Source organism: Kribbella sp. C-35 (genome assembly GCF_046549195.1).
In the GTDB taxonomy this organism is placed as follows: Bacteria; Actinomycetota; Actinomycetes; order Propionibacteriales; family Kribbellaceae; genus Kribbella.
Genome location: NZ_JAJPWG010000001.1, coordinates 130,319 through 148,564, shown reverse-complemented (window position 1 = coordinate 148,564; position 18,246 = coordinate 130,319). Strand labels below are relative to the sequence as shown.

20 protein-coding genes are annotated in these 18,246 nt (G+C 67.9%); 7 read left to right on the top strand and 13 right to left on the bottom strand.

Annotated features, from left to right (window positions below):
• Positions 1-56: 56 nt before the first annotated feature.
• The 7 genes from ACLJOO_RS00760 to ACLJOO_RS00730 all read right to left on the bottom strand — a co-directional run bounded on the left by ACLJOO_RS00760 (position 57) and on the right by ACLJOO_RS00730 (position 5,791).
• The gene (locus tag ACLJOO_RS00760; protein ID WP_410784796.1) at positions 57-449 is read right to left on the bottom strand and encodes an ATP-binding protein; all 393 of its coding nucleotides are present in this window, start codon (positions 447-449) and stop codon (positions 57-59) included.
• A 96-nt stretch (positions 450-545) separates the two neighbouring features.
• Positions 546-1,322: an amino acid ABC transporter ATP-binding protein gene (locus ACLJOO_RS00755; protein ID WP_410784795.1), complete on the bottom strand. Its 777-nt coding sequence runs from the start codon at positions 1,320-1,322 to the stop codon at positions 546-548.
• Positions 1,322-2,284, bottom strand: a complete 963-nt coding sequence (locus tag ACLJOO_RS00750; protein ID WP_410784794.1) for an amino acid ABC transporter permease — start codon at positions 2,282-2,284, stop codon at positions 1,322-1,324. The genes ACLJOO_RS00755 and ACLJOO_RS00750 overlap by 1 nt, the downstream gene beginning before the upstream one ends.
• A 6-nt stretch (positions 2,285-2,290) precedes the next feature.
• Positions 2,291-3,193 carry an ABC transporter substrate-binding protein gene (locus ACLJOO_RS00745; protein WP_410784793.1) on the bottom strand — a complete coding sequence of 301 codons (903 nt, stop codon included), beginning with the start codon at positions 3,191-3,193 and terminating at the stop codon, positions 2,291-2,293.
• A 176-nt stretch (positions 3,194-3,369) separates the two neighbouring features.
• Positions 3,370-4,125 (bottom strand): amino acid ABC transporter ATP-binding protein, encoded by a 756-nt coding sequence (locus ACLJOO_RS00740; RefSeq protein WP_410784792.1) that lies wholly within the window; start codon positions 4,123-4,125, stop codon positions 3,370-3,372.
• Positions 4,125-4,952 (bottom strand): amino acid ABC transporter permease, encoded by an 828-nt coding sequence (locus ACLJOO_RS00735; protein WP_410784791.1) that lies wholly within the window; start codon positions 4,950-4,952, stop codon positions 4,125-4,127. Before ACLJOO_RS00735 ends, ACLJOO_RS00740 begins: the two co-directional genes overlap by 1 nt.
• Positions 4,949-5,791 (bottom strand): transporter substrate-binding domain-containing protein, encoded by an 843-nt coding sequence (locus tag ACLJOO_RS00730; protein WP_410784790.1) that lies wholly within the window; start codon positions 5,789-5,791, stop codon positions 4,949-4,951. The genes ACLJOO_RS00735 and ACLJOO_RS00730 overlap by 4 nt, the downstream gene beginning before the upstream one ends.
• 201 nt (positions 5,792-5,992) lie before the next feature.
• Between ACLJOO_RS00730 and ACLJOO_RS00725 the strand changes: the two genes are divergently transcribed.
• The 5 genes from ACLJOO_RS00725 (at position 5,993) to ACLJOO_RS00705 (ending at position 9,717) form a co-directional block, all read left to right on the top strand.
• Positions 5,993-7,192 (top strand): NADP-dependent malic enzyme, encoded by a 1,200-nt coding sequence (locus tag ACLJOO_RS00725; protein ID WP_410784789.1) that lies wholly within the window; start codon positions 5,993-5,995, stop codon positions 7,190-7,192.
• Between the two features lie 202 nt (positions 7,193-7,394).
• Positions 7,395-7,793 (top strand): MerR family transcriptional regulator, encoded by a 399-nt coding sequence (locus ACLJOO_RS00720; RefSeq protein ID WP_410787105.1) that lies wholly within the window; start codon positions 7,395-7,397, stop codon positions 7,791-7,793.
• A gap of 22 nt (positions 7,794-7,815) precedes the next feature.
• Complete coding sequence (locus ACLJOO_RS00715) at positions 7,816-8,784, top strand: zinc-binding dehydrogenase (RefSeq protein ID WP_410784788.1); 969 nt, start codon at positions 7,816-7,818, stop codon at positions 8,782-8,784.
• Positions 8,785-9,288: a GNAT family N-acetyltransferase gene (locus ACLJOO_RS00710; protein WP_410784787.1), complete on the top strand. Its 504-nt coding sequence runs from the start codon at positions 8,785-8,787 to the stop codon at positions 9,286-9,288.
• A gap of 132 nt (positions 9,289-9,420) precedes the next feature.
• A complete protein-coding gene (locus ACLJOO_RS00705; RefSeq protein ID WP_410784786.1) occupies positions 9,421-9,717 on the top strand; it encodes a WhiB family transcriptional regulator in 297 nt (98 codons plus the stop codon).
• A gap of 7 nt (positions 9,718-9,724) precedes the next feature.
• Here ACLJOO_RS00705 and ACLJOO_RS00700 read toward each other — a convergent pair whose 3' ends face one another.
• Positions 9,725-10,996: a sodium:proton exchanger gene (locus ACLJOO_RS00700; RefSeq protein ID WP_410784785.1), complete on the bottom strand. Its 1,272-nt coding sequence runs from the start codon at positions 10,994-10,996 to the stop codon at positions 9,725-9,727.
• Between the two features lie 79 nt (positions 10,997-11,075).
• Here ACLJOO_RS00700 and ACLJOO_RS00695 point away from each other — a divergent pair, with 79 nt between their 5' ends.
• Positions 11,076-11,426 (top strand): ArsR/SmtB family transcription factor, encoded by a 351-nt coding sequence (locus tag ACLJOO_RS00695; protein ID WP_131334319.1) that lies wholly within the window; start codon positions 11,076-11,078, stop codon positions 11,424-11,426.
• 108 nt (positions 11,427-11,534) lie between these two features.
• Here the strand turns inward: ACLJOO_RS00695 and ACLJOO_RS00690 are convergent, their stop codons facing one another.
• Positions 11,535-12,122: a TetR/AcrR family transcriptional regulator gene (locus tag ACLJOO_RS00690; RefSeq protein ID WP_410784784.1), complete on the bottom strand. Its 588-nt coding sequence runs from the start codon at positions 12,120-12,122 to the stop codon at positions 11,535-11,537.
• Positions 12,123-12,206: 84 nt separating this feature from the next.
• Between ACLJOO_RS00690 and ACLJOO_RS00685 the strand changes: the two genes are divergently transcribed.
• Positions 12,207-12,656, top strand: coding sequence for an SRPBCC family protein (locus tag ACLJOO_RS00685; protein WP_410784783.1), 450 nt, complete (start codon positions 12,207-12,209; stop codon positions 12,654-12,656).
• On the opposite strand, the gene ACLJOO_RS00680 is transcribed toward ACLJOO_RS00685, so the two are convergent.
• The 4 genes from ACLJOO_RS00680 to ACLJOO_RS00665 form a co-directional block, all read right to left on the bottom strand.
• Complete coding sequence (locus ACLJOO_RS00680; RefSeq protein WP_410784782.1) at positions 12,653-13,378, bottom strand: AAA family ATPase; 726 nt, start codon at positions 13,376-13,378, stop codon at positions 12,653-12,655. The two genes, ACLJOO_RS00685 and ACLJOO_RS00680, sit on opposite strands and share 4 nt — an antisense overlap.
• Positions 13,379-13,387: 9 nt before the next feature.
• Positions 13,388-13,567, bottom strand: coding sequence for a DUF6104 family protein (locus ACLJOO_RS00675; protein ID WP_410784781.1), 180 nt, complete (start codon positions 13,565-13,567; stop codon positions 13,388-13,390).
• Between the two features lies 1 nt (position 13,568).
• Positions 13,569-17,396: a multifunctional oxoglutarate decarboxylase/oxoglutarate dehydrogenase thiamine pyrophosphate-binding subunit/dihydrolipoyllysine-residue succinyltransferase subunit gene (locus ACLJOO_RS00670; RefSeq protein ID WP_410784780.1), complete on the bottom strand. Its 3,828-nt coding sequence runs from the start codon at positions 17,394-17,396 to the stop codon at positions 13,569-13,571.
• A gap of 430 nt (positions 17,397-17,826) precedes the next feature.
• Entirely contained in the window at positions 17,827-18,234 is a 408-nt protein-coding gene (locus tag ACLJOO_RS00665; RefSeq protein WP_410784779.1) for a DUF3052 domain-containing protein, read from the bottom strand.
• Positions 18,235-18,246: the final 12 nt, after the last annotated feature.

Genomic DNA, 18,246 nt, shown 5'->3' with positions numbered 1-18,246 from the left:
CGGCTCCGGCGCGACTGATAACAGTGCTCTGCTCATGGTTCGCTCGCTACGCTCGCTCACAGGCTCTCCGTGGCGGTCGCGGTGGCCGTCACGGTGATGGTCAGTCGACCGTCGAGGGTCTCGGCGGCGGCCGTCTCCACCAGTGCGGTCAGCACGGTCCAGCCGAACGAGCTGGTGTCGGGCTGCCAGCCGTCGGGTACGACGGCACTCGTCCGCACCGTCAACTGGGGCGGATCGATCTCGAAGACGCACTCCAGCACGCCGTCGGCCGACTGCGGCAGCAACAGCGCGCACGCCTCGTCGACCGCGATCCGCAGGTCGTCGATGGCGTCCAGCGTGAAGTCGTTCCGGGCCGCGAGGTTCCCGACCACCGACCGCGGTACGGCGATGTAGGCACTGTCCGCCGGGATACTCAGGCGGACCTCAGCGGCTCGTCCCGTGCTGCTCACATCGTCTCCCTCGTATCGACCCACCACGCCGTACATCATCCAACCTCAACGAGCTTGATGCACGGCGAACGGGCCGACGGAGGGAAAGAACTTGTCTTACGGGTGCTCGTGCTCCGAGCGTAGGCGGGAGAGGAATGCCTGGGTGCGGGAGTGTTGCGGGTTGCCGATCACGTCCTTCGGCGGGCCGGCCTCGACCACCACGCCGCCGTCCATGAAGACGACTGTGTCCGCGACCTCCCGGGCGAACGACATCTCGTGGGTCACCACGATCATCGTCATCCCGTCCAGGGCGAGCTCGCGCATCACCGCGAGCACCTCACCGACGAGTTCGGGATCGAGGGCCGACGTCGGCTCGTCGAACAGCATCAGCTTGGGCTGCATCGCCAGGGCCCGGGCGATCGCGACCCGCTGCTGCTGGCCGCCGGACAACTGCGCGGGGTAGGCGTTGCACCGGTCCGCGAGGCCGACCCGGTCGAGCAGCTTCATCGCCCGCTCCCGGGCCGCCTTCCTCGACTCGCCCTTGACCTGGGTGGGCGCCTCGACGATGTTCTCCAGCGCGGTCTTGTGCGGGAACAGGTTGAACCGCTGGAAGACCATCCCGATCTCACGCCGTTGCGCCGCGATCTCCTTGTTCTTCAGGCGGTACAGCTTCCCGTCGCGGTCGGCGTACCCCATCAGCTCGTCGTCGACCCAGATCCGGCCGCCGTCGATCGTCTCGAGCTGGTTGATGCACCGCAGGAAGGTTGTCTTGCCGGAGCCGGACGGACCGAGCAGGCACACCACCTGGCCGCGGTCGACGTCCAGATCGATGCCCTTCAGCACCTCGTTGTGGTGGAAGGACTTCGTCACGTTCACCGCATGAACGAGTGGCATCACGCACCTCCTGCGCCGGCGGGGCGGGCGGCCCGCGGGGCCTTGTTCCCGAAGCCGCGACCGAAATGCCGCTCGAGGAAGTACTGACCGACCATCAGCACACTGGTCGCGAGCAGGTAGTACAGAGTCGCGGCGACCGCGATCGGGAACGTCTTGTAGAAGTTGCTGCCGATCGACTGCAGTTGGTAGAACAGCTCGCCGATCACCGGGACCGCGAGCAGCAGCGAGGTGTCCTTCAGCATCGCGATCGTCTCGTTGCCGGTCGGCGGCACGATCACCCGCATCGCCTGCGGCAGCACCACCCGGCGCATCACCTTGCCGCGGCTCATCCCGAGCGCCTCCGCGGCCTCGGCCTGCCCCGGGTCCACGCTCATGATCCCGGCCCGGGCGATCTCGGCCATGTACGCCGCCTCGGACAGACCGAGCCCGATGACACCGGCGACGAGCCCGGTGAACACCTGGTTCGCGTCCAGGGTGAAGAACCGCCAGTCGCCGGACATCCCGAGCCAGTCGATGATCTTCCAGTCGAACGGGATCCCGAACGCGATGCCCTGCGGGAACAGGATCCCCAGCGTGCCCATCGTGAACAGCAGGATGTACCGCGGGATGCTCCGGAAGAACCAGGTGAACACCCACGACACCCCGGACAGGACCGGGTTGTCGGACAGCCGCATCACGGCCAGCACGACACCGCCGCCGACACCGACGATCATCGACAGCACGGTGACCAGCAGGGTGCCCTTGAGGAACCCGTTGATCACCGGCTGCTGGTTCATCGCCTCGAAGACGAACTTCCAGTCGAACGCTTTGTTGGTGACCAGGAGGTGCACCAGCATCGCCACCAGGACGACGATCACCGCGATCGCCACCCAGCGACCGGGATGCCGCACCGGTACGGCGTTGATCGCACCCGGCCGATCGGGCGCAGCGTCCGCCGGCCGGGTCTCTGCCTCAGTGGTCATGACGACTCACGGGTTGACGGCGAAGTCGCTGATCGCGCCGGAGTCGTTGTTCCACTTCTGCAGCGTGCTCTTGTACGTGCCTTCGGCGTTCAGCGCCTGCAGGGCCTGCACGATCCCCTGAGCGAACTGCGTCTCCGCCTTCGGGATCACATACCCGTACGGCGCCGCGTCGTAGATCTCGCCGAGCTGCTCGAGCTGCCCGTTGGTCTGCTTGATCGCGTCCAGCACGACGGGGGAGTCGGCCAGCATCGCGTCGGCCTTGCCGGCGACCAGGTCCGCGGTGGCCTGGTCCTGCTTCTCCCGGACGACGAGCTTGATCTCCGGCTTGCCGGCCGTCTTGCAGGCGGCCTGCCGCTTCGGCATGTCGTCCTCGAGCTGCGTCGTACCCTTCTGCACCGCGATCGTCTTGCCGCACGCGTCGTCGGCCTTGACGCCCTTCGGGTTGCCCTTTGCGGTCGCCCACAGGGTGCCGGCGCTGAAGTAGCTGACCATGTTGACCTGCTGCTTGCGCTTGTCGTTGATCGTGAACGACGAGACGCCGACGTCGTACTTGCCGCTCTGCACACCGGTGATGATGGTGTCGAAGCCGGCCGGCTGCCACTCGACCGTGACGCCGAACTTCTGCGCCACCGCGTTGAACAGGTCGACGTCCATGCCGACCACGGTCTTCCCACCCTGCAGGAACTCGTTCGGCCGGTACGTCGCGTCGACGCCGACGACGATCTTGCCGGCCGACTTGATCTTCGCCGGCAGCGAACCGCTGAGGTCCGGCCCACTGCTCGCCGGTGCGCTGGAGGAGGCGCTCGTCGACGAACTGGGCGTACTACCTTCGAGTGTGTTCGAGCCGCACCCGGCGGCCGCGAGAACCAGGACGCCGGACAGCACCAGCGTCCTCCGCAGGACAGACATCTAGTCCTCCAAAACCGGGCACCGGTCGGCCCGGTGCCATCTGTCCGCATCTTGACACAGCGACCTGCGGAGCGCGCACGGACCAACCCCGAACAGAGACCTATTCGTAGCTTGGCTGCCGTGACGCTGCGTGCCCGGCGATCATCCGGACACGCAGCGTCACGAGATCCGCGGTTTCAGGGCGTCGGCTCGACGTGGGTCGGGTCCAGGACGCGCCGCAGGAAGGTGCGCGTGCGCTCCTCCTTGGGGCTGCCGATCACCTCGGCGGGCGGTCCCTGCTCGACGATCACGCCGCCGTCCATGAACACCACCCGGTCCGCGACCTCGCGCGCGAACGCCATCTCGTGGGTGACGACGAGCATCGTCATACCGTCGAGCGCGAGTTTGCGCATCACCGTGAGCACGTCGCCGACGAGCTCCGGGTCGAGCGCGGACGTCGGCTCGTCGAACAGCATCAGCGCTGGGTCCATCGACAGCGCGCGGGCGATCGCCACCCGTTGCTGCTGGCCGCCGGACAGCTGTGCCGGGTACGCGTCGATCTTGTCGCTCAGCCCGACCCGCTCCAGGTTGCCGCGGGCCACCTTGTCCGCCTCGTCCGGGGCGCGCTTGAGAACGGTGCGCTGGGCAACGGTGCAGTTGGCCAGCGCCGTCAGGTGCGGGAACAGGTTGAACTGCTGGAACACCATCCCGATCTGTTGCCGGGCCGCGTCCAGGTGACAGTCCGGATCGGTGATGTCCTCGCCGCGGACGATCACCTGTCCCTCCTGCGGCGTTTCGAGCAGGTTCACGCAGCGCAGCAGCGTCGACTTGCCGGACCCGGACGGTCCGATCACGCAGACGACCTCGCCCTCCTCGACGGTGAAGTCGATACCGCGCAGGACGTGGTTGCTGCCGAACGACTTGTGCAGGTGCTTGATCTCGACCAGTGCCATCAGCGCGTCCTCGCCGTCCGTGCCTCGAGCCGGCGGGCCAGCAGGCCCAGCGGCAGGGTGATCAACAGATAGCAGAACCCGCAGACCACGATCGGGGTCAGGTTCGAGTACGTGTTGGCCAAGTCCCGGCCGAAGCCGGTGAGCTCGTACCCGTCCGCGGAGACCCCGATCATGAACACCAGCGAGGAGTCCTTCACCAGCAGGATCAGGTCGTTGGTCAGCGGTGGCAGCACGATCCGGAACGCCTGCGGCAGCACGATCTTCCGCATCGCCACACCGGCCGGCATGCCGAGTGAACGGGCCGCCTCGACCTGTCCCTTCGGCACCGCCTGGATGCCGGCGCGGATCACCTCGGCCATGTACGCCGACGCGACGATCCCGAGCGCCAGCCACACCACGCCGTACGGATCCCAGGGGATCGTCATCCCCGGGAACGCCAGCGGCAGCAGGCTGAACGCGATGAAGACCACGATCGCCGGCAGGCCCCGGAAGAACTCGATGTAGCCGGTCGCGAGCCACCGGTACGGGCCGACCTGGCTCAGCTTCATCAGCGCGAGCACCGTGCCGCCGGCGAGCCCGATCACGAACGCGCCGGCCGTGTACTCGAGCGTCTTCACCAGCGCCATCAGTACGCCGTCGTGGAACGTCGACTTGATGAACTCGGGCTTGAAGAACACGCTGACGATCTGGCCCCAGTTCGCGCTGAACGCGGCGGCGAAGACCAGGACGACGAGGACGGCGTACTGGATCCAGCGGGAGCGCTGGGCCCGCTGCCGCGGGCTCAGCCCCTTCCGCTCAACGACGGGAGTATCGGTCGGGGTGCTCACTTCTTCGGCTCAACCCCGAACCACTTCTTGTAGATCTCGTTGTACTTGCCGTCCGACTTGGCCTTGGTCAGCAGCTCGTTGAACTTGGCCACCAGCTTCGGGCCGCTGCCGTCCTTGAGCGCGCCGAAGCCGTACTGCTCGCCGGTGTCGAACTCGGCGACCACCGCCATGTCCGGGTTCTCCTTGACGAAGTCGTACAGCACGCCGTTGTCGTTGATCGCGGCGTCGACCCGGCCGGACTTGACGTTGTTCGTCTGGATCGCCAGGTCGTTGAACGGGATCACCGTGTAGCCGAACTGGGCCTTGTTGTCATCGGCGTACTTCTTGCCGGTGGTGTCGGCCTGGGCGCCGATCTTCTTACCCTTCAGGTCGGCCAGCCCGGTGATACCGGAGTCCTTCTTGGCCATCAGCACCTGGGTGGCGTCCATGTACGGCGCGGTGATGCTGATCGCGGCCTGGCGCTCGGGCGTGATCGTCATCGCGCCCATGCCCATGTCGCACTTCTTCGCCTGGAACGCGGCGCCCGAGGTGACCTGGGCCCACTCGATGTTGACGACGTCCTGCTCCAGCCCCAGGTCCTGGGCGACCAGGTCGAGCAGATCGACGTCGAAGCCGACCACCTTGGTGCCGTCCTTGTACTGGAACGGCTTGTACGGCAGGTGCGTGCAGACGGTCAGCTTGCCGGACTTGACCAGCGTGATGCCCGCCGCCTTCGCCTTGTCCTCGGAACCACCACCGGAGTCCGAGTCGTTGCCGCAGGCGGCCAGTGTGAGGGCCAGGACGGCGACCGAGGCGACCGCCTGGACGCGGCGCTTGCGGAGAGTGGGGACGATGTTCATCGCGGATTCTCCTCGACAGGGGTTGTGAATCCGAGAATCCTGGCACACTCCGGGCGATGTGGGACCCCTCACAGCAGACCAGTTGTGCCTGTGGTTTACTCGACCGACGGGTGACCCCCTGGCAACGGCGCCGTTCGACGCACCCTCATCGAACGCCCACTACCTCACGTTCCGCTCGATTTTCCCCCGAAGGGTCCCCGTATGGCCGCCCAGGCTGTTGAGTCCACTATTTCCTCAGATCAGTACGCCGGAGACGCGGTTTTCGAACTGCACCGCGGCGGCAAGATCGAGGTCACGTCCTCGATCCACGTCAACGACGCCGACGACCTGTCGAAGGCGTACACCCCCGGCGTCGCCCGGGTCTGCACCGCGATCGCCGAAGATCCGACGCTGGTACGGCGCTACACCTGGACGTCGAACGTGGTCGCGGTCGTCACCGACGGCACCGCGGTCCTCGGCCTCGGCGACATCGGCCCGGCCGCGTCGCTGCCGGTGATGGAGGGCAAGGCGCTGCTGTTCAAGGAGTTCGGCGGCGTCGACTCGGTGCCGATCGCGCTGGACTGCACCGACGTGGACGAGTTCGTCGACACGGTCGCGCGGATGGCGCCGTCGTTCGGCGGGATCAACCTCGAGGACATCTCCGCGCCGCGCTGCTTCGAGATCGAGCGCCGGCTGAAAGAGCGGCTGGACATCCCGGTCTTCCACGACGACCAGCACGGTACGGCGGTCGTCGTACTCGCGGCGCTCCGGAACGCGCTCCGGGTGACCGGTAAGTCCATCGAGGACATCCGGGTGGTGATCTCCGGTGCGGGTGCGGCCGGCGTGGCGTGTGCCCGGATCCTTCTGCAGGCAGGCGTCGGCGACCTCGCGGTCGTCGACAGCAAGGGGGTGCTGCACGAGGACCGCGCCGACCTGAACCCGGTGAAGCTGTCGCTCGCCCGGGACACCAACACCGGCGGGATCTCCGGCCGGCTGGTCGACGCGCTCGCGGGCGCGGACCTGTTCCTCGGGGTGTCCGGCGGGACCGTCCCGGAGGAGGCCGTCGCGCAGATGGCCGACAACGCGATGATCTTCGCGCTGGCCAACCCGAACCCCGAGGTCCACCCGGACATCGCCCACCGCCACGCCGCCGTGGTCGCCACCGGCCGCTCCGACTTCCCGAACCAGATCAACAACGTCCTGGCCTTCCCCGGCATCTTCCGCGGCGCCTTCGACGCGAACGCCTCCCGCATCACCGAAGGCATGAAACTAGCCGCCGCCGATGCCCTGGCAAGCCTGATCTCGGAGTCGGACCTGCGCCCGGACTACATCATCCCGTCCCCCTTCGACCCCCGCGTCGCCCCCGCAGTATCCGCCGCGGTAGCAGCCGCCGCCGCAACCGACGGCGTCGCCCGGGCCTGATCGTCAAGGAAGGTCCGGACCAGCCGGATCCATTCCGCCAGGGCTTCCACGAACGGCAGGTGCCCGGACTCGAGTTCGGCGTACCGGGCACCGTCGATGCCGTCGGCAACCTCCCGGTGGTGGTACGGCGTGACCAGGTTGTCGTGCGTCGTCGAGACGACCAGCGTGGGCACGGCGATCCGGGTGCCGCACGGCGGCGCGGATCGCGATCGCCGACCCGAGCGAATACCCGACGATCGCGAACTCGCCGTCGGCGGCCGGGACCGGGGCGAGGGAGCGGCTGCTGCGGTACTACGAGGACCAGGGCCTGCTCCGGCCGGATCGGTTGGCCAGCGGGTATCGCGCGTACGCCGAGAGCGACGTCGAGGTCGTCGGGCGAATCCGTGAGCTGTTGGCTGCGGGGCTGTCGACGGCGACGATCGGGCGGGTGCTGCCATGTGTGACCGAGGATCTGGCGCCGACGTGTCCGGTGCTCGTCGACGAACTGCACCAGGAGCGGGAACGCATCAGCTCGTCGATTGCGGCCCTGGAGGAATCGCGGCAGCTGCTCGACCGGGTGCTTTCCAAACCCCTGGTGAGTTCGGTAACTGACTCCGCGTAGACCACCGCCTAAGGTGGTCCGCATGCTTGCTGCTTATGCCGCCAAGTTCGATGCCGACAACCCGATCGCCGCGCTGCAGGTGGGGGAGCGGCCCGATCCGACGGTGCCTGAGGGCTGGGTGACCATCGACGTACGGGCGACTGCGCTCAACCATCACGATCTGTGGTCGTTGAAGGGGGTCGGGCTGGGTGAGCAGAGTCTGCCGATGATTCTCGGGTGTGATGCGGCAGGTGTGGACCCGGACGGGAACGAGGTCGTCGTGCACGCGGTGATCTCGGACCCGGCGTGGAAGGGCGACGAGACGCTGGACCCGAAGCGGTCGCTGCTGAGCGAGCGGTACCAGGGCACGCTGGCGCAGAAGGTCGCCGTACCGGCGCGGAACGTCGTACCGAAGCCGGCCGGGATGAGTTTCGAGCAGGCTGCGTGCTTGCCGACGGCGTGGCTGACGGCGTACCGGATGTTGTTCACGCAGTCGGGGCTGAAGCCGGGTGACACGGTCCTCGTGCAGGGTGCGGGTGGCGGTGTGGCGACGTCGCTGATCACGCTGGCGCGGGCCGCCGGGATCCGGGTGTGGGCGACCAGCCGGGACGAGGGCAAGCGGGCCAAGGCGGTCGAGATCGGGGCGCACGACGCGTTCGAGTCGGGCGCGCGGTTGCCGGAGCGGGTCGACGCGGTGATGGAGACGGTCGGGCAGGCGACCTGGTCGCACTCGCTCAAGTCGCTGAAGCAGGGCGGCACGCTGGTGATCTCCGGCGCGACGAGCGGCCAGGCGCCGAAGTCGGCCGAGCTGAACCGGGTCTTCTTCCTGCAGCTGCGGGTGCAGGGCTCGACGATGGGCACCCGGACCGAGCTCGCCGAGCTGGTGCAGTTCATGGCGAACGCCGGGATCTCGCCGCATATCGACACGGTCCTCCCGCTCGCCGAGGCCCGCACCGGCTTCGAGAAGATGAATGCCGGCGACGTGTTCGGCAAGATCGTCTTTACTGTCTGAGTGCAACCCGAGATCCGGCCCGTCACGCCCGACGACGCCGAGGCCGCGGCCTGGTGTCATCTGCTCTGCTGGCGGGAGGCGTACGCCGGTCTCGTGCCGGCCGACCTGCTTCTGGAGCGTACGTCGAACCTCGAGCGCCGGATCGAACGCTGGACCACGCCGCTGGGCGACGGCCGGCGACGCTGGATCGCGCTGAACCCGGACCCGGACGCGCCGGTGCAGGACCGGGTGGCCGGGTTCGCCGGGATTGGCCCCGGCCGCGACGAGGACGCTCCGGTGCCGTTCGAGCTGGAGGCGATCTACACGCGGCGGGCGTTCTGGAAGACCGGTCTCGGCACCCGGCTCCTGGATGTTGCCGTCGGCAAGCAGCCCGCGTTCCTCTGGGTCTTCGAGGGGAACGAGCAGGCGCAGCGGTTCTACCGCCGGCACGGGTTCGAGCCGGACGGTGTCCGCAAGCACGACCCGTACTTCGACCTCTGGGAGGTCCGGCTGGTCCGGAGATAGTGCCAGCGGCACATTTGTGACAACAAACCGCTGGGACGTTTCACGGCTGAAACAAATCCGTCGCACCGGGGCAACGCGACGGGGTCACTCTGTTCCTACGATCCGCCCGATCGATGAGGAGCGATGAAGCCCATGAGGCCCACTTTGACGGTGATTGTCGACCCGGCCGACAACTGGATGGCGAAGGCCGCGTGTGTCGGTCAGGCGCCGTCGTACGACGAGACGGCCAGCTCGTGGGAGCAGCGCAAGGCCCAGGCCATCTGCCTGACGTCGTGCCCGGTGATCGAGGAATGCCGCGAGTGGGCCCGCCGGACCAAGTTCACCGGCACCGCCGCGGGCGAGAAGTTCCTCTCCGGCCGCCGCCGCGGCCGCCCCGGCCCGCAGGAACGCCGTACCCGCCCCATCATCGAAGAGCAGCAGGCCAGCTAAGGCGTGCCTAGACCTTGACGAGCTCGTCGGCGCGCTCCGCGTCGGCGAGCTCTTCGGTACGCCGGAACGGGGCCAGGATCGTCGCCGTCAGCTGCTTGCGGTTGTGGATCGCCGCGCCGACCGCGAGCGCCAGGTAGATCACGCTGATCACGTAGCGCCCGCTCTGACCCGGTACGGCGAACTGGATCGCGAACAGACCCAGCAACGTCCACGCCGCCCACCGCGGGAAGCGCAGGTTCAGCAGGATCGCGAGGCCGAGCAGCGTCTGCGTGGCGGTCAGCAGGAACTCCTCGACCTGCCGCCCGTCCAGGTGCAGCGCGGCACCGCCGCCGCCGATCCCGTACGCGATCGGTAGGCTCCCGATCAGCAGCGTCCACTGGTTCACCTTGGCCGAGATCAGCAGGCCCAGCGCCGCGGCGCCCTTGCCCCGCCACGCGAACAGCAGCGCCACGATGAACTCCGGCGCCTCGGACGCCAGCGGAGCCAGCCACTGGACCAGCAGGAACTGGTCGATGCCCAGCGTGTGACCACCCGCGACGAGCGAGTCCGCGAACGGCTCGGCCGCCGCCAGGATCACCCCGGCCGAGACCAGGAACATCGCGGTCACGGTGATCCGGCGCTGGAGCCTTGGCAGCGCGCCGATGGTCGCCGCCGGCCCGATCAGGTCCGGCTCGTCGTCGTGCTCCGACGTCGCCGCCCGGAACAGGTAGAAGGCGAAGAACGCGAGCAGCAGGATCCCGAGCACGATGTGGATCTCACCGGTCACCGGGATCACGAACGCGACCACACCGGCGACCGCGAGGAAGCCCAGCTCGCGCCGGTACCCGGTCTCCAGTACGAGCGCCTTCACGGAGCGCCCGCTCCGCCGCGAAGCGACGTACAGGCTGATCAGTACGACGCTGGACCAGCCGAGGCCGAGCAGCAACCGGTTCGATCCGGTCATGTTGGCGGCGGCGTACTGCACGTACTCCGGGTTCGAGCCGGCGGTGTGTGCGAAGTACAAGTCCACCGCGTACTCCGGCAGTACGGCGATGACCGCGAGCAGCGCGATCGCGAGACCGCCCGAGATGTCCATCTCCGCCGCTTCCGCCGCCCAGGCCAGCACGAACGATGCGGCGACCACGGCGACGCCGAAGATCAGGATCGACGCGAGCGCCGGGGGATGGGTGCCGGTGACCCGGAGGGCGACCGCGGGGATCGCCGCCAGGAGCAGCAGCAGAACAGGGCGGAGAGCTCGGAACACGCCTTCCAGCGTGCCACCGTTTCGATACTTTCGCAATTGCGAAAGTATGAGACCGTGCTCACCACGGCACGCCGGACTGCCCGGAGACCGCCTGAGCGGTCACAATGACTGCGCGATGACCAACCGTGAACCGACGAAGGCGCAGCTCGATTCCGCCGCGGGCACCTTCGCCATGCTCTCCGCTCCGGTCCGCCTGCACCTGGTGTCGCTGGCCGCCCAGGGGGAGTACGACGTCGGCACCTTGGCGGAGCGGGTCGGCGTCAGTATCGCCACCGCCAGCCAACACCTCGGCAAACTCCGCCTGGCCGGCATCATCACCGCCCGCCGCGAAGGCCGCCGCCATATCTACACCGTCGACGACCCCCACGTCCTCAACCTGGTCGACCAAATCTTCGAACACATCGCCCCCGACGGCACCCTAGCCCCCGACCCACCACGGCGGACGCGGCCGCCGCACACGGACTGATCACCGGATGCAGCGGCGAGTCAGGACGAGACGCTCGCTGGGCTTGCAGCTCGCGTGAGCGCACTCGCCGACCAGGAACTGAGCTGACTCACAGAACGTGGAGCTCCATTAGAGCAGTGCGTCGATTACTGCGATTGCGTTGGCCTTTGCGGCGGTGAGGGTTTGCTCGTCGGTGAATGTTGTGAGGGTGGCCGCATCGACGGCCGCGTTGATGCTCAGGAGGGCCATCCGGAGCTGCAGCACTTTCGACGGGGTCCGGTCGGGCAAGAGGGGCGCCAGACGGTCCACCAGCTGATTCAGTGTCGAGCCGATCCGGTCGTTGGTGCGGCCGTCGAAGGTGCGTGCGATCAGCGGATTGGCGGACAGGAACCGGATGCCGCGGAGCTTGTTGACGGGAAACGACTGCACCCACCGGAGCACGGCGGCTCGGACCAGTTCAGGTGTCTGGGGTTGCTGGCCGATCCACTCCAGCAACTGCTCGGCTTCGTCGCCGCGCTCGTCGAACAACGCACGGAGGATGTCCTCTTTGCCTTTGAAGTGGTAATACAGCGACGGCTTCTGAATGCCCAGCTCGTCGGCGATCTCGCGCAGCGACGTCGCCTCGTACCCCTTCCTGGTGAACAGCTCCAGGGCGACCCGCTGGATCGCGGCTCGCGTGTCTGGCCCGGAGCGGCGCCCGATCGCGTGATCCTCCATGCGGTCCAGCCTACCGCAAGGTAGGCTGGACTACCTAACGTTAGGTAGGCTAGGTTGACGAGTGGGCGAAGGACAGGAGGAGCCATGAGCCAGTACGCCGTTGTCCACGAGTACGACTATCCGATAGACGAGGTCTGGACCGTGCTGACCGATCCGGCGTACGTCGCGCAGTGGACCACGACCGGTCAGGGCGGCCGACCAGAAGGATTCGCCGCAATACCGGGAACCAAGTTCCGGTTCATCGGCAAACCGACCATCGGCTGGGCCGGCATCGTCTATTGCGAGGTCATCGCCGTCGATAGGCCACGCTCGATGCACTACACGTGGCGTGGGGACCAGGACAGCGACGACGTTACCGACGTGAACTACCTGCTCGAGGAGACTGCCGGCGGCACCCGGGTTACGTGGACGCATACCGGCTTCACCGGCATCGACGGGTTCGCGATGTCCAAACTGCTGGCCAGGGTGCGCCGCAAGATGATGACCGACGGCATCCCGCCGGTGCTGGCTGCCTACCACGCAAGCCGGATCTAGAGGATGTGCCGCAGGTAGCGCTCAGGCGCCTGCAGGTACGCCTTCCAGTTCTGCACCAGCTCCAGCTCGTCCCACGTCGTGCGGCGGATGCCCCACTCGCCGACCTCGAGGATCGTCGCGCCGGGGAGTGCTGCGATGACGGGGGAGTGGGTTGCGCAGAGTACCTGTGAGCCGGCCTCCGCGAGACGGTCGAGTACGCCGACCACTGCCAGGCTGCTGGAGAACGAGAGGGCCGATTCGGGCTCGTCCAAGCAGTAGAACCCTTGGCGGCTGAACCGGTCGTTGATGAGGCTCAGGAAGCTCTCGCCATGGCTCAGCTCGTGGAAGGCCAGGTCTGGTGGCCCCGAGGTTCGCGGGTTCTGCTCCAGGTAGGTGTAGAAGCCGTGCATGGTCTCGGCCCGGAGGAAGAATCCGGCGCGCTTGGCGCCGGCGCCGCGGGTCAGCATCAGATCGTCGGCAAGGGGTGACTCGGTTGCGCGGGTCGTGAGCCGGGCGCCGGTGGATCCGCCCTCTGGGGACAGGCCGAAAGCAACCGCGATCGCTTCGACGAGGGTGGATTTGCCGGCGCCGTTCTCGCCGACCAGGAACGTGACGCCTGGGTCGAAGTCGAGCCCGTCGGTGAGCAGCTGACGGACGGCCGGGATCGTGTGCGGCCAGCGTGCGGACGCGCGAATGCCCTCCGCCGCGGCAACCCGTCGTACGGGCTGCGAGGCGAAGGGCATTCGCTCAGATTACTCGTCGTCCTCGTCGTCCAGCCGAGCGAGCCAGGTGGCGAACCGCTCGATCGGCGTCTCGAACTCCGGGTTCAGGTCGACGAACTCGCGCAGCCGTTCGGCCACGAAAGCGAGCGTGACATCCTCCTCGCCACGCCGCTTCTCGAGCTCCTCGATCCCGCGGTCGGTGAAGTACACGTCAGCTGAACGCCTGCTTCAGGAGCGTCGCCTGCTCGGTGCCGTGCACACCGTGCGAGCCGACCGCCGGAGCGGACATGGCCGGCCGGGACACCCGGTAGAACGGCTTGCCGCCCAGGTGCTCGGTCAGGTTCAGCGCCATGAACGGCCACGGGCCCTGGTTCGCCGGCTCGTCCTGCACCCAGCGGATCTCGGTCGCGTTCGGGTACTTCGCCAGCTCGGCGACGATCTCGTCGGCGGGCAGCGGGTAGAGCTGCTCGACCCGGAGGATCGCGGTGCTGATCTTGTCCGCCTCGACCGTCTTCCGCTCCGCGAGCAGGTCGTACACGATCCGGCCGGAGGCCAGGATCACCCGCTCGACGCCGGCCGCGTTCGCTTCGGCCTCGGCGTCGCCGAGCACCGGCTTGAAGGTGCCGTGGGTCAGCTCCTCCGGCTGCGACACCGCCTCCTTGCGCCGCAGCAGCTGCTTCGGCGTGAAGACGATCATCGGGACGTGCTCCTCGCCGAGTGTGTGCCGGCGGAGCAGGTGGAAGTACGACGCCGGGGTCGACGGCTGCGCCACCGTCATCGCGTCCTCCGCGCACAGCGCCAGGAACCGCTCGATCCGGGCCGAGGTGTGATCCGGGCCCTGGCCCTCGTAGCCGTGTGGCAGCAGCAGCACGACGCCGGACTTCTGGCCCCACTTCGCCTCACCGGACGAGATGTACTCGTCGATGACGGACTGGGCGCCGTTCACGAAGTCGCCGAACTGCGCCTCCCAGAGGGTCAGCGCCTCGGGCCGCGCCACGGAGTACCCGTACTCGAAGCCGAGTGCGGCGTACTCGCTGAGCAGCGAGTCGTAGACGTAGAAGTTCCCCTGACCGCCCTCGTCCAGGTGCTGCAGCGGGACGTAGTCCTGCCCGTTGACCCGGTCGATGACGGCGGCGAACCGCTGGACGAACGTGCCGCGGCGGCTGTCCTGGCCGGCCAGCCGGACCGGACGCCCGTCGAGCAGCAGCGAGCCGAAGGCGGTGATCTCCGCGCTGGCCCAGTCGATCGGGCCCTCGGTGATCGCGTGCGCGCGGCGCTGCAGTTGCGGCATCACCTTCGGGTGCACGGTGAAGCCGGCCGGCAGCGTGGTGTGCGCGTCGGCGATCTTCTTCAGCACCTCCGGCGTGATCGCGGTCGCGTCCGGGCCCTCCGGCTTGTCCGGGTAGTCCGGCGCCGTCACGTACGGCGGCGGCGTGTCGGGCTGGCTCTTCGCCTCGCGGACCTCGGCGAAGACCCGCTCGAGCCGGTGCTGGAAGTCCTGCATGGCCTGCTCGGCCTCTTCGATCGTGATGTCGCCACGGCCGATCAGGGCCTCGGTGTAGAGCTTGCGGACCGAGCGCTTCTGCTCGATCAGGTCGTACATCAGCGGCTGGGTGAAGCTCGGGTCGTCACCCTCGTTGTGACCGCGGCGGCGGTAGCAGACCAGGTCGATGACGACGTCCTTGTTGAACGCCTGCCGGTACTCGAAGGCCAGGTCCGCGACCCGGATGCAGGCCTCGGGGTCGTCGCCGTTCACGTGGAAGATCGGCGCCTGCACCATCCGGGCCACGTCGGTGGAGTACATCGACGAGCGCGACGAGGCCGGTGAGGTGGTGAACCCGACCTGGTTGTTCACGATCACGTGGATCGTGCCGCCGGTCCGGTAGCCGCGCAGCTGGGACAGGTTCAGCGTCTCCGCCACCACGCCCTGGCCGGCGAAAGCCGCGTCACCGTGGACGAGCAGCGGCAGCACCGGGAACGCGGCGCCGCGGTCCAGGATGTCCTGCTTGGCCCGGACGATGCCCTCGAGCACCGGGTCGACGGTCTCCAGGTGGGACGGGTTCGCCGCCACCGAGACCTTGATCTTGTCGCCGAACTCGGAGACGAACTCGCCCTCGGCGCCCAGGTGGTACTTGACGTCACCGGAGCCCTGCACGGTCCGCGGGTCGATGTTGCCCTCGAACTCGCGGAAGATCTGGCCGTACGACTTGCCGACGATGTTGGCCAGCACGTTCAGCCGGCCGCGGTGTGCCATGCCGATCGCGACCTCTTCCAGGCCGGCGCCGGCCGCCTCCTCGCAGAGCTCGTCGAGCAGCGGGATCGTGGTCTCCGCGCCCTCGAGCGAGAAGCGCCGCTGACCGACGTACTTGGTCTGCAGGAAGGTCTCGAACGCCTCGGCCTCGTTCAGCTTGGCCAGGATCCGCAGCTGCTCCTCGCGCGGCGGCTTGGTGTGCGGGCGCTCGACCCGCTCCTGGATCCACTTGCGCTGCTCGGGGTCCTGGATGTGCATGTACTCGATACCGGTGGTCCGGCAGTACGAGTCGCGCAGGATGCCGAGGATCTCGCGGAGCTTCATGAACCGCCGGTCGTTGCCGCCGAACGAGCCGGTGGCGAACTCGCGGTCCAGGTCCCACAGCGTCAGGCCGTGGGTGGCGACGTCGAGGTCCGGGTGGCTGCGCTGCTTGTACTCCAGCGGGTCGGTGTCGGCCATGATGTGGCCGCGCACCCGGAACGCGTGGATCAGCTCCAGGATCCGGGCCTGCTTGCTGATGTCCTCCTCGTGGCTGTGCGGGAGGTCGGCGGCCCAGCGGATCGGCTCGTAGGGGATCCGCAGCGACTGGAAGATCTCGTCGTAGAAGCCCTCGCCGCCGAGCAGCAGCTGGTGGATCCGGCGCAGGAACTCACCCGACTGGGCGCCCTGGATGATCCGGTGGTCGTACGTCGACGTCAGCGTCATCACCTTGCTGACCGCGAGCTTGGCCATCGTCTCCTCGGCCGCGCCCTGGTACTCCGACGGGTACTCCATCGCGCCGACGCCGATGATGCAGCCCTGGCCTGTCATCAGCCGCGGCACCGAGTGCTGGGTACCGATCGTGCCGGGGTTGGTGAGGCTGATCGTGGTGCCCTGGAAGTCCGGCAGCGCGAGCTTGTTGTCCCGGGCCCGGCGGACGATGTCCTCGTAGGCCATCCAGAAGTCGGCGAACGTCATCGTCTCGGTCGCCTTGATCGACGGCACCAGCAGCTGCCGGGTGCCGTCCGGCTTCTGCATGTCGATGGCCAGGCCGAGGTTGATGTGCGCCGGGTGGACCAGGGTCGGCTTGCCGTCGGTCTCGTCGTACGACGCGTTCATGTCCGGCAGCGTCTTCAGCGCCTTGACCAGCGCCCAGCCGATCAGGTGGGTGAAGGACACCTTGCCGCCGCGGGCGCGCTTGAGGTGGTTGTTGATGACGATCCGGTTGTCGATCAGCAGCTTGACCGGCACCTGGCGAACGCTGGTCGCGGTGGGGACCGTGAGGCTGGTCTCCATGTTCTGCGCGGTCCGCGCCGGGGCGCCGCGGAGGATCAGCCGCTCGGAGTCCGCGCTGGTCGCGGGGGTGGGCTTGGTCTGAGCGCTGGGCGGCTGATTCACCGTGCCTCCGGTCGGGCCTGCCGACTTGGCAGCAGGACGCTGTGCTTCGGGAGCGGCGTGAGCAGGGGCCGGGGTGTTGACCGGGGCCTGGGCGGCCGGGGTCGCCGCCGTCGCCGGGGTCGCCGCCGCGGCTGCGGCAGCGGGGGCGCTCTGGGCGGGCGCGGTCGCCGTACCGCGGCTCGGTGCTTCTGGGGTCTTGTTGTCGGACACCGCGTCCGGTCGGGGAGCGTCGGCCGGGGGAGTCGTCACCGGCTTCGCGTCACCATCAGGCTTGTACGTCTTGAAGAAGTCGAGCCACGCCGGATCCACCGAATTCGGGTCCTGCTGGTACTTCTCGTACAGCTCGTCGACCAGCCATTCGTTCGCACCGAAGGCTGCTAGGGGATTGGTGTCTGATGGCTCGGTGGCCACTTGGCAGTTCGCCTCTTCCGATTTCGGGTCCGGTACCGCGGTTCGTTAATGCTGATGTTATGGGTGGTGTCCCAAGCAAAGGCTAATAGCAGGGGGACCACTTCCACAGCTCGGGACCACCGGACCAGTGTGTCGAGTGGTCGGGCTCTGGCGACCGGATCCATCGGCGCCTGAAACACTGCCCACAAAGGTGTTTCAGGCCACACACCGTCCTCTCACCGCCCGCCGGCGCGGAGAGCAACGGTCATAGCTCCGGGACGCCTTGCAGAGGTGGCTTTCCGGCGGGTCCTGGGCGGCCGGTTCGGATGGCGTCCTGAGCGTGGCTGGCCACTGTATGCAGTTGTCCATTCGCCACCCGTGACGATCACCACCGTGCAGAAGTGTGGTCAACATCACGCTCCAAATCAGTCCACCTGGGCATGATTGGCCTTCATCGGCTGGACAGCCTCCGGACCAGCTTCAGGCCGGACCAGGTCGCGTCGATCGCGCACACCTTGACGTCGACGACACCGAGCGGCAGGGCCAGCTCGCGGATCCCGTTCTCGTCGAGATCGGTCGGCACGCCGGAGGACCGCTTCGGCCAGGCGGTCCAGATCATGCCGGCGGTCGTGGTCCTGGCGAGCAGCGCCGGCAGCCGCTTCGTCAGCCGGGCCCGGTCGGGGCAGAACATCAGCACGACGTCGTACGGCGTACGCCCGGCTCGGCGTGCTACCGACGTACCCGGCGGGAGTCCTTCGATGGCGAAACCGGCCGGGGCGTTGTCGAGCAGGACCAGGTGGTCCGCCTTGATCCCGAGCTTGGCGGCGAGCGGCTTGCCCGAGTACCCCGGAGTGCTCATGACCGGATGTTA

Coding starts and splice junctions, on each gene's coding strand:
- ACLJOO_RS00750 (WP_410784794.1), bottom strand. CDS start 2,284: ATGACCACTGAGGCAGAGACCCGGCCGGCGGACGCTGCGCCCGATCGG.
- ACLJOO_RS00705 (WP_410784786.1), top strand. CDS start 9,421: ATGAGGCCCACTTTGACGGTGATTGTCGACCCGGCCGACAACTGGATG.
- ACLJOO_RS00740 (WP_410784792.1), bottom strand. CDS start 4,125: ATGGCACTGGTCGAGATCAAGCACCTGCACAAGTCGTTCGGCAGCAAC.
- ACLJOO_RS00715 (WP_410784788.1), top strand. CDS start 7,816: ATGCTTGCTGCTTATGCCGCCAAGTTCGATGCCGACAACCCGATCGCC.
- ACLJOO_RS00755 (WP_410784795.1), bottom strand. CDS start 1,322: ATGCCACTCGTTCATGCGGTGAACGTGACGAAGTCCTTCCACCACAAC.
- ACLJOO_RS00665 (WP_410784779.1), bottom strand. CDS start 18,234: ATGAGCACTCCGGGGTACTCGGGCAAGCCGCTCGCCGCCAAGCTCGGG.
- ACLJOO_RS00685 (WP_410784783.1), top strand. CDS start 12,207: ATGAGCCAGTACGCCGTTGTCCACGAGTACGACTATCCGATAGACGAG.
- ACLJOO_RS00730 (WP_410784790.1), bottom strand. CDS start 5,791: ATGAACATCGTCCCCACTCTCCGCAAGCGCCGCGTCCAGGCGGTCGCC.
- ACLJOO_RS00680 (WP_410784782.1), bottom strand. CDS start 13,378: ATGCCCTTCGCCTCGCAGCCCGTACGACGGGTTGCCGCGGCGGAGGGC.
- ACLJOO_RS00725 (WP_410784789.1), top strand. CDS start 5,993: ATGGCCGCCCAGGCTGTTGAGTCCACTATTTCCTCAGATCAGTACGCC.
- ACLJOO_RS00690 (WP_410784784.1), bottom strand. CDS start 12,122: ATGGAGGATCACGCGATCGGGCGCCGCTCCGGGCCAGACACGCGAGCC.
- ACLJOO_RS00745 (WP_410784793.1), bottom strand. CDS start 3,193: ATGTCTGTCCTGCGGAGGACGCTGGTGCTGTCCGGCGTCCTGGTTCTC.
- ACLJOO_RS00695 (WP_131334319.1), top strand. CDS start 11,076: ATGACCAACCGTGAACCGACGAAGGCGCAGCTCGATTCCGCCGCGGGC.